The 9,789-nt window shown below is 70.9% G+C and carries 8 protein-coding genes; 4 read left to right on the plus strand and 4 right to left on the minus strand.

Annotation, left to right across the window (positions count from 1 at the left end):
- Nucleotides 1-112: 112 nt before the first annotated feature.
- Nucleotides 113-994 (minus strand): formyltetrahydrofolate deformylase, encoded by an 882-nt coding sequence (gene purU, locus SSP08S_RS52410; RefSeq protein ID WP_019075657.1) that lies wholly within the window; start codon nt 992-994, stop codon nt 113-115.
- Nucleotides 995-1,090: 96 nt separating this feature from the next.
- On the minus strand, nt 1,091-1,591 hold the full coding sequence (locus SSP08S_RS52415; RefSeq protein ID WP_026179576.1) for an SCO4402 family protein: 501 nt from the start codon (nt 1,589-1,591) through the stop codon (nt 1,091-1,093).
- Between the two features lie 117 nt (nt 1,592-1,708).
- Here SSP08S_RS52415 and SSP08S_RS52420 point away from each other — a divergent pair, with 117 nt between their 5' ends.
- Nucleotides 1,709-3,022 carry an ABC transporter substrate-binding protein gene (locus tag SSP08S_RS52420; protein WP_026179577.1) on the plus strand — a complete coding sequence of 438 codons (1,314 nt, stop codon included), beginning with the start codon at nt 1,709-1,711 and terminating at the stop codon, nt 3,020-3,022.
- Between the two features lie 27 nt (nt 3,023-3,049).
- Here SSP08S_RS52420 and SSP08S_RS52425 read toward each other — a convergent pair whose 3' ends face one another.
- Nucleotides 3,050-4,786, minus strand: coding sequence for a hypothetical protein (locus SSP08S_RS52425; RefSeq protein ID WP_019075660.1), 1,737 nt, complete (start codon nt 4,784-4,786; stop codon nt 3,050-3,052).
- Nucleotides 4,787-4,986: 200 nt separating this feature from the next.
- Nucleotides 4,987-6,372, minus strand: coding sequence for an NsdA family TPR-like regulatory protein (locus SSP08S_RS52430; protein ID WP_019075661.1), 1,386 nt, complete (start codon nt 6,370-6,372; stop codon nt 4,987-4,989).
- Between the two features lie 265 nt (nt 6,373-6,637).
- On the opposite strand from SSP08S_RS52430, the gene SSP08S_RS52435 reads away from it, so the two are divergent.
- From SSP08S_RS52435 to SSP08S_RS52445, 3 genes are all read left to right on the plus strand, one after another.
- The gene (locus SSP08S_RS52435; RefSeq protein WP_026179578.1) at nt 6,638-7,291 is read left to right on the plus strand and encodes a bifunctional DNA primase/polymerase; all 654 of its coding nucleotides are present in this window, start codon (nt 6,638-6,640) and stop codon (nt 7,289-7,291) included.
- 85 nt (nt 7,292-7,376) lie between these two features.
- A complete protein-coding gene (locus SSP08S_RS52440; protein WP_026179579.1) occupies nt 7,377-8,150 on the plus strand; it encodes an ABC transporter ATP-binding protein in 774 nt (257 codons plus the stop codon).
- Nucleotides 8,147-9,757, plus strand: a complete 1,611-nt coding sequence (locus SSP08S_RS52445; protein WP_019075664.1) for a hypothetical protein — start codon at nt 8,147-8,149, stop codon at nt 9,755-9,757. Before SSP08S_RS52440 ends, SSP08S_RS52445 begins: the two co-directional genes overlap by 4 nt.
- The last annotated feature ends 32 nt before the right edge of the window (nt 9,758-9,789 follow it).

Below are 9,789 nucleotides of genomic sequence, written 5' to 3' on the forward strand. Positions count from 1 at the left end.
CCGCGAACCACCCGCACCCGCTCCGAAACCGAAGCCCCTCAAGGGGCGCGGGGAACTGCGCGAACGGCCCCCACCGGCTCGCAGCCGCCCTCGAAACCGAACCCCCGAGCTCCTAGGCGAACACAACCGTCCGTCGCCCATTGAGCAGAATCCGGCGCTCCGCATGCCACTTGACCGCCCGCGCCAGCGCCTGGCACTCCACGTCACGCCCGATCGCCACCAGCTGGTCCGGAGTGACATCGTGACCCACCCGCTCGACCTCCTGCTCGATGATCGGCCCCTCATCCAGGTCGGCGGTCACATAGTGCGCCGTCGCCCCGATGAGCTTCACACCCCGGGCGTGAGCCTGGTGATACGGCTTCGCACCCTTGAAGCTCGGCAGGAAGGAGTGGTGGATGTTGATGATCCGGCCGCTGAGCGCCTTGCAGAGGTCGTCGGAGAGGACCTGCATGTAGCGGGCGAGGACGACGAGTTCGACGTTCTCCTCGCGGACCAGGTCCAAGACCCGCGCCTCGGCCTCGGCCTTGTTGTCCTTCGTCACCGGGATGTGGTGGAAGGGGATGTGGTACGAGTCCACCAGCTCGGCGAAGTCCGTGTGGTTGGAGACCACGGCCGCGATCTCCACGGGCAGCGCCCCGATCCGCGCCCGGAACAGCAGGTCGTTCAGGCAGTGCCCGAACTTGCTGACCATGAGGACGATGCGCATCTTCTCGTCGGCCCGGTTGATCTGCCAGTCCATGTGGAAGGAGTCACCGATCGCCGCGAAGCTCGCCCGCAGCTTGTCCACGGTCACCGGCGGCTCCGCCGAGAAGTGGACGCGCATGAAGAACAGTCCCGTGTCGTGGTCGCCGAACTGCTGGCTGTCCTCGATGTTGCAGCCGGTCATGAAGAGGTAGCTCGACACGGCGTGCACGATGCCCTGCTTGTCGGGGCAGGACAGCGTCAGGACGTACTGGTCGGCGGGCGCCGCGGCTCGGGTGGACTGCGCGTTCATGCGGAACAGGGTCCCATATCCCCCTGAGCAGGGAGACCGGCGTCCGCCACCCGGACCGGCGGCAACCGGGCGGCCGTAGCCGAGCCGCCCCGCGGTCTACGCCGACCGCGTCATGATCTGCAGCACCTCGAGCGTGCGCGGCGGCGCGTCCGGGTCCTCCCCGTCGCTGGACGCCATGCGGACGTGCGCGTCACGGGCCGCCCGCACCGCCTCGGGCCACGCCTGGTGGTCGACGTACGCGGAGACCGGGGCGTCGGGCCCGACCTGGTGCATGATCCGCAGCACGCGCAGGACGGCGGAGTCGACGAGGGCCGCCTCCTGGGAGTCGCGGAAGATCGTGCCGACGTATTTCTCGGCGGACCAGTTGTCCAGCCAGGTGTCCTCGACGAGGCGGTAGACGGCGTCGGTGACGTCCCCGTACCCGTCGACACCGGCCAGCCAGACGTTCTGCTGGAACACCGGATCGGAGAGCATGTGCAGCGCGGAACGCACGTTGCTGCGCCAGCGCCACCACGGCATGTCGTTCAGTGGCATGCCGCCCATGGTGGAGGAGCGACGGGGGCGACGGGAAGAGTTCTCCGGAGCTTGCACGGTCATCGATCGTACGTTCCTTGTCACACACACAGGAACGCCCCCCGTAATTCACCTCCACGTCACCATTCGTTGACCGCTAGTCACTCCCGGGTTAGTGGTGTGGCGGAACCGTGTGTGTACATGACCGGCAGTCGGCGCAACCGCAGCACCTTCCTCCCCACGATCACCCGGCGCGTCAGAGCCACCGTCATGTCGGCGGCGGCGCTGGTGGCATGTTCGTCTCTCGCGGCCGGCTGCGGGGTCATCCCCGGCACCGCGGGCTCCGCGGACTCCCCGATCACCGTCATGACCTGGGCGCCCTGGGACACCAACGCGACCAACAAGCCCGGCATGCCCGCCATGGCGACGGCGTACGCGAAGTGGATCAACAAGCACGGCGGTCTCAACGGCCGCAAGCTCAAGGTTCTGACCTGCAACGACCACAACACCAGCGTCTCCGCGGCGCAGTGCGCCCGGCAGGCCGTCAAGGAGAACGTCGTCGCGGTCGTCGGCTCCTACAGCGAGTTCAGCGACTCGTTCTTCGCCCCGCTGGAGGGCGCCGGCATCCCGTACATCGGCGGCTACGGCGTGACGAGCGAGGAGTTCACCCGCGCCCTGTCCTACCCCGTCAACGGCGGCCAGCCCGCGCTGCTGGCCGGTCTCGGCAAGCAACTCGCCCCCGGCTGCGGCACGGTCACCCTGGTACGGCCCGACTCCATCGCCGGCGACGACCTGCCCCCGCTGCTGAACGCGGGACTCAAGGCGGGCGGGCACGCGGCGGCCACCGACCAGCTCGCGGCCGACAACCTCACCGAGTACTCCACGCAGTCGACGAAGGCGCTGGAGAGCGCGACCGGCGGCACCTCGTCGAAGGAGGGGTGTGTGGTGCCCTCGCTCGGGGACCGCACCGACACCTTCATGGACTCCTTCCGGCGCGAGCGCGCGGACTATCCCGCCGTGCGCACCGCGACCGTGCTCGGCAGCGTCGACCAGACCGAGATCAACGCGACGGGCGGGCAGTCCGGGCCGTACGAGGGGTCGTACATCACCGGCTGGTACCCGGTGGCGGGCGACCCGCGCTGGGACCCGATGAAGAAGGCCGTCAACGAGGTGGCCTTCGGCGACAACCGCATCGACCCGGCGGACGCGGGCGTGGAGACGACCTGGATCGCGTACACCGCGTTCAAGACCGTCGTGAACTCGCTCGGCAACGGCGAGGTGACCTCCGACACCGTACGGCGCGCCCTCGACGACGGCGTCAAGGTGACCACGGGCGGGCTCACGCCGACACTCCGGTGGAGCTCCACCGACGAGGACGATCTCGCCTCCGTGGGCCTGTCCCGCCTGGTCAACGCCTCGGTGACCCTTCAGGTCGTACGCAAGGGCGTTCTGGTGTCGGCGAAGAAAGGCTTCTTCGACATGACGGGGACGCTGGAGAGCGCGAACCTCGACTGAGGTCCGCGCCCGTCCGTTCCTGTTTCGTCAGAGCTGGGTCGGCTGGCGCTGGGTCAGGCCGTAGGTCTTCGCGATCGTGTTCCAGAGCGCGGCGGCCTTGGTCTTCTGGTTGCTGGCGACGCCGCTCGCCGCGTTGCCGGCCGCGGTCTGGCCGGTGGTGCGGGCCTGGCCCTTCTTGCAACCCTTCTTGCCGGCGGCCTGGTCGGCCCAGGCCGCGTAGTGGTTGTCGGCGGACGCCGACGCCTTCCACGCGTTGGTGAGGGCGGTCGTCAGGGCCGCGTTGTCCGGCAGCTTGTCCACCGTCAACTGCGAGAGTTTCGTGACCAGTTCGGTGCGCTGCGTGGCCGCGTCCCGCAGGTCGGAGGCGGAGCCGTCGAGGTTGTTGCAGGCCTTCACATTGCCCACGGCACGGATCACCGAGGCTCGGCTGCTGCCGCTGTCGGCGAGCAACTTGTCGAGCGCTACGGCCTGTTGCTTGGCCGCGTCGCCGCCCGCCGCCGAGGAACCCCCGGTCGCGGGCGAGGTCGCGGCGACCGTCTTGTTGCCGTCGCTCTTGCTCCCGCCACCGCTGAGCAGCGCCCCCGCACCGACCCCGAGGATCGCGATGACGATCCCGACCCCGGCGATCAGCGGCACCCGCGAACGGCGCCCGCCCCGGCCGTCGTCGTCGTGCTGCCCGGGCGGGGCGTAGGACGGATCGGCGTAGCCGGGCTGGGCGTACGGCGGCTGCGCGTAGCCCTGTTGTCCATAGCCCTGCTGGCTGGGGCCCTGCTGGCCGTAGCCCGGCTTCTGGGCTTGCGCCGGCGGCTGCTGGAAGCGCGGCAGCTGCTGTGTGGACCCGGCCGGTGCCTCGCCGGTGCGGAAGAGGTTGTCGAACTCGGCGGGCGGCTGCCGGTCCTCCGCCCCGCCCGGCCGCCCCCCGTACCCGGGAGCGCCGCCCTGCGCGGGCACCGGCGGGAGGAACTGCGTGGGCTGCGCGTCGGGATGCGCGGCCGGCGGCATCGGCCCGGCACCGCCGGACACCTCGGGCGGCAGCGCCCCGGGCAGCACCGGCGGGATGAACTGCGTCGCGCCCTCGTCCATCGGGGCGGCCGGGACCGGCGGCAGGAACTGGGTGGCACCCTCGTCGCCGGGAATGTTGACCACCGGCGGGATGTACTGCGTCGCGCCCTCGTCGGCGGGCGGCAGCGGGGCGCTCGGGAACGCGGACGAGGAAGAGGCCGTGGCGGCGGGGGGCAGGGGTGCGGCGCCCGAACCGGAAGCTCCGTATCCGTAGCCGTAGTCCTGCGTGCCCGAACCGTAGCCCGGTGCGCCCGTCCCGTACCCGGCGGACTGCTCCGGGGCGTATCCCGGTGCCGGCGAGTACTCCTGGGCGTACGACTGCTGCTGCACGCCGTACGCCGCGTGCTGGGCGCTCTCCTGGGGCAGGGCCCCCGGCTGGCTCGGGATGCCCTCCTGGGCGCCCCACGGGGACGGCTGCTCGGGGGCGGCGCCCCACTGCTGCGGCTGCTGCGCGTCGCCCCAGCCCTGGCCCGGCGGCGGGGCCGGGGTCCGGTGCTGCGGGTCGGGCTGCTGGTCCGGGCCCCACGACCCGCCCCAGGCCTGGCCGCCCGGGGGTGTGCTCGGCGGCTGCCCTGCCGACTGCTGGTTACCGCGTCCGCCCGTCATACCCGGAAGGAGGGGTTCACCTCCGTCGGAGGGCAGCACGATGCCTTCGCGCGCGGGCCGCGCCGAGGGCTCCTCGCCCTGTCCACTCTGCGTCACCGGGACTCCTACGAATGGGGGACCTTCGGGATCGTCGGTTCACGCTACCGGGTACCCAGAGCCCGGTGCCACGCAGCACTGGACTGGACCTCTCCACTTGTGACCTCGGTAACAACTCCGGCCCCTCATCCGCGCCACATCCCGTTCTACGCCCTCCTTTCACCACCGGATCACCACCGGACGCTTCGTTCACTCCCTGTTCACGCGGCGGCCTGCAACTCCATCCGCGCCCCGAACTCCCGCACCACCGGCTCGTCCCGGTACGGCTCCAGGCGCTGCTGGAAGTCCTCCAGGTACTCCGCGCCCCGGTTGGAGCGCAGCGAACCGAGCAACTCCACCGCTTTCAGGCCCGTGGTGCAGGCCTGCTCGACCTCGCGCTGCTGCACCTGCGCGCTCGCCAGCAGGACGTACCCGATGGCCCGGCGGCGCGCCCGCGACTCCGGGTGCCCGTCCAGGGACTCCTGCGCGCACCTGGCCGCCGCCTCGGCCTGCCCGAGATCGCGGTGGCAGTGCGCCAACTCGTCGGCGAGATACGCCTCGTCGAAGTGCCCGATCCACGCCGGGTCGTCCCCGGACGACGGATCCGCCGCGTCCAGCGCGCTCACCGCGCGCCCCGACGCCAGCTGCGCCGACCGCGCGTCACCCATCAGCGCGTGCCCGCGCGCCTCCGCCGCGTGGAACATCGCCTCGGCCCTGGGGGTCACGCGCCCGCGCGCCCCCTCCTGCGCCGCCCGCGCCAACTGCGCGATCTCACGCGGGTTCCCGAGCTGCGCGGCGAGATGGCTCATGGACGCGGCGAGCACATACCCGCCGTATCCCCGGTCCCCGGCCGCCTGCGCGAGGCGCAGCGCCTGGATGTAGTACCGCTGCGCCAGGCCGGGTTGACCGGTGTCGACGGCCATGTAGCCGGCGAGTTCCGTCAACCGGGCGACGGCGGCGAACAGTTCACGCCCCACGGCCTCCCGGTACGAGCCCGCCAGCAGCCCGGAGACGACACTGTTGAGGTAGTGCACGACGACCGGGCGGACATGCCCGCTGCCGTACTGGTGGTCCAGCTCGCTGAGCGCCTGCGTCATCGCGCGCACCGCCGCCACGTCGGACTGGCCCACCCTCGGCCCCGCCGCGCGCGCGACCTGCGAGTCCGGCGAGGAGATCAGCCAGTCGCGGCTCGGCTCGACCAGCGCGGACGCGGCGACCGACGAACCGGACAGGAAGTCCCGGCGCCCCACGTCACTGCGCCACAGCTCACACACCTGCTCGATGGCACCGAGCACGGTCGGCGAGAACTGCAGGCCCACACCCGACGCGAGGTTCTTGCCGTTGGCCATGCCGATCTCGTCGATCGTGACCGTACGGCCCAGCTTGCGGCCCAGCGCCTCGGCGATGATCGCCGGAGCCCGACCGCGCGGCTGCTGTCCCCGCAGCCAGCGGGCCACGGACGTCTTGTCGTAGCGCAGGTCGAGACCGTGCTCGGCGCCGCACATGTTGACCCGGCGGGCCAGCCCGGCGTTCGAGCACCCCGCCTCCTGGATGAGCGCCTGCAGCCGTTCGTTCGGCTGCCGCGCGACAAGTGGCCTTGCGGCCATGGCGTACCCCCTGGGAACAACCCCTGAAGCGAAAAGATCCGGCCGAGAAGATCAATGCCCAGCGAACATGGCGAAAATGCGAAGCATGCGAAGAATGCCGGGGTAAAAGCTCGTGCCCGCCCCTCACGTGGCTACCCCGATACCGCCCTCGGTCCTCCCGCGCGCCCCCGCACATGCATCCATGCGCCCCAGTTGCGGAATCGATGCTCCTCCCCCGCGCGCGCTACAGCCGTAACCCGAGGTGGGTGCGGGAGTTGTGTTGGGCGTGGAAGAGACGATCGCGGGCACCGAAGCCGCTCAGATTCCGAAGCAGCGCGGGGAATCGCTGCTGGAGACAGCCGTACGCTACGCCGAGGAGCGCCACTGGGACGTCTTCCCCGGCACCTGGCTGGAAGCCGTCGACGGGGTGCAGCGCTGCTCGTGCGAGGACCCCGCGTGCGCCGCACCCGGCGCACATCCGGCGCGTGAGGACTGGGCGACCCAGGCGACGGGCAGTGCGACGGTCGCGCGACGGATGTGGCAGAAGCAGCCGGGGGCATCGATTCTGCTGCCGACCGGGCGGACGTTCGACGCGATCTCCGTGCCGGAGACCGCCGGGTTCCTCGCGCTGGCCCGGATGGAGCGCATGGAGTTGACGCTGGGTCCTGTCACGTTGACGCCGTCGCGGCGGATGGAGTTCTTTGTTCTGCCGGGGGCTTCGGTGAAGGTGCCGGATCTTGTGCGGAAGATCGGCTGGTCCCCCGCCACTCTTGATCTCGTGGTGCTGGGTGAAGGTGCGTATGTGGCCGCGCCGCCCACGCGGTTCGGGTCTCGGGGGGCTGTGCAGTGGGCGTGCCGGCCTACTGCTGCGAATCGGTGGTTGCCGGATGCGGAGGAGTTGATCTCGCCGCTCGCCTATGCGTGTGGGCGGGATCGGTAGCGTTGGCGGGTGCGGGTCCGGTGGGGGCTGGTCGCGTAGTTCCCCGCGCCCCTTGGGTGGGACCCCTGACCGTAGGCTGCAAGGTATGACGTCTGCTGCCGTGCGTGTGCGTGGGCTTTGGAAGCGGTTCGGGCAGCAGGTTGCTGTTGCCGGGATCGATCTGGAGTTGCCTGCCGGGAAGTTCATTGGGCTGGTTGGGCCCAATGGGGCCGGGAAGACCACCACCCTCTCCATGGTGACCGGGTTGCTGCGGCCCGATCAGGGCAGCGTTGAGGTCGTGGGCCACGACGTCTGGCGTGACCCCGTGGCCGTGAAGGCGCGGATCGGGGTACTGCCCGAGGGCCTACGGCTCTTCGAGCGGCTCTCCGGGCGTGAACTCCTCGGCTACAGCGGGCGGTTGCGAGGACTGCCCGGGGCCGAGGTCGACAAGCGGGTCACGCAGTTGCTGGACGTGCTCGATCTGGCCGGGGCGCAGCACAAGCTCGTCGTCGACTACTCCACCGGTATGCGCAAGAAGATCGGGCTCGCCGCCGCTCTCCTCCACAATCCCGAAGTCCTGTTCCTGGACGAGCCGTTCGAGGGTGTCGACCCGGTCTCCGCGCAGACCATCCGGGGTGTCCTGGAGCGCTACACCGCCTCCGGCGCCACCGTCGTCTTCTCCTCCCACGTCATGGAACTCGTCGAGTCGCTGTGCGACTGGGTGGCCGTGATGGCCGCCGGCCGCATCCGGGCCCAGGGCACCTTGGCCGAGGTGCGCGGCGAATCGCCCACGCTCCAGCAGGCGTTCCTCGAACTCGTCGGCGCGGGCGCCCGCGACCACGGCTCCGACCTCGACTGGCTGGGCGGCGGCACCCGATGACCGACACCCTCACGCCCCCGGCCTCGATCACTCCCGTCGTCGTACGCCTGAAGCTGTCGTTGTTGCGCAACGGGCTACGGCAGTCCGGTGGCCGGCGGGCCGCGTATGTCGCGTCGGCGGTCGTGGCGCTGCTGTTCGCGGCGCTTCAGTTGCTCGGGCTGATCACGCTGCGCGGGGACTCGCACGCCGACTCCGTGGTGGTCGTCCTGGTGTCGGTGCTGGGTCTTGGCTGGGCGGTGATGCCACTGTTCTTCCCGACCGGCGACGAGACCCTCGACCCGACCCGCCTGGTGATGCTGCCGCTACGGCCCGGGCCTCTCGTACGGGCGCTGCTGGCGGCCTCGCTGGTCGGCATCGGTCCGCTGTTCACGCTGGTGCTGCTGCTCGGTTCGGTGATCGCGGTCGCGCACGGCGCCGCCGCCTACGTCACGGCGGTCCTCGCCCTCGCCTTCTCCCTGCTGGTCTGTGTGGCCCTCGCGCGGGCCGTCGCCGCCGCCAACATCCGCCTGCTGACCAGCCGGAAGGGCCGGGACCTGGCGGTGCTGAGCGGGCTGGTGATCGCGGTCGGGGCGCAGTTGGTCAACTTCGGTGCGCAGCGCCTGGGTTCGTCGGGACTGTCCCCACTCGACCCGGCGGCCGAGGTGTTGCGCTGGGTACCGCCCGCGTCGGCGGTCGGCGCGGTGGACTCGGTGAGCAAAGGGTCGTACGGCCTGGCGACCCTCCAACTGGCCGTGTCCGTGGGCGCTTTGGCGGCCCTGCTCTTCCTCTGGTCGCGCAGCCTCACCAAGTTGATGACCTCGCCCGACGGCTCCACCCTCCAGTCCGCCGAACCGGCCGCGAGGGACAGGGCGTCCGCCGGCGGCCTGGCCCGTCTCCTCCCGGCCGGCCGCACCGGCACGGTCATGGAACGCAGCCTGCGCTATGTCTGGCGCGACCCCAAGACCAAGGCCGCGTGGGTGACTTCACTGGCGATCGGGCTGATCGTGCCGGTGTTCAACGCGCTGCAGGGCACCGGCTCGGTCTACTTCGCGTGCTTCGCCGCCGGGATGCTCGGCATCCAGATGTACAACCAGTTCGGGCAGGACACCTCCGCGTTCTGGATGGTCGCGATGACGATCTCCACGACCAGGGACGCCTACGTCGAACTCCGCGCCCGCGCCCTCGCGTTGCTCCTCATCACCGTGCCGTACGCGGCGCTGGTGACCGTCCTCACGACGGCGATGCTCGGCGACTGGCACCGGCTCCCGGAGGTCCTCGGCCTCTCCTTCGCCCTCCTCGGCGCGATGCTCGCGACCGGCGCCTGGACCTCGGCCCGGTTCCCCTACTCCATCCCCCAGGGCGGCCACAAGAACGTCGCCCCCGGCCAGGCCGGCCTCGCCTGGATCTCCATCTTCGGCGGCATGATCGCAGCGGCCCTCCTCTGCTCCCCCGTCATCACCCTCACCATCTGGTCCAACGTGACCGCGGACGGGGATCAGTGGAGCTGGGTGCTGCTGCCGGTGGGGGCGGGGTATGGGGCGGCGATCACGTATGCGGGGCTGCGGTTGGCGGCACCGGGGACGGCGAGGCGCCTGCCGGAGATCCTGGCGGCGGTAAGCAAGGGCTGACTTGCGGCTTTTGTCTTTAGGGGCGCGGGGCT

Origin of the sequence: Streptomyces hokutonensis, assembly GCF_000376565.1 — a bacterium.
GTDB classification, from domain to species: Bacteria; Actinomycetota; Actinomycetes; order Streptomycetales; family Streptomycetaceae; genus Streptomyces; species Streptomyces hokutonensis.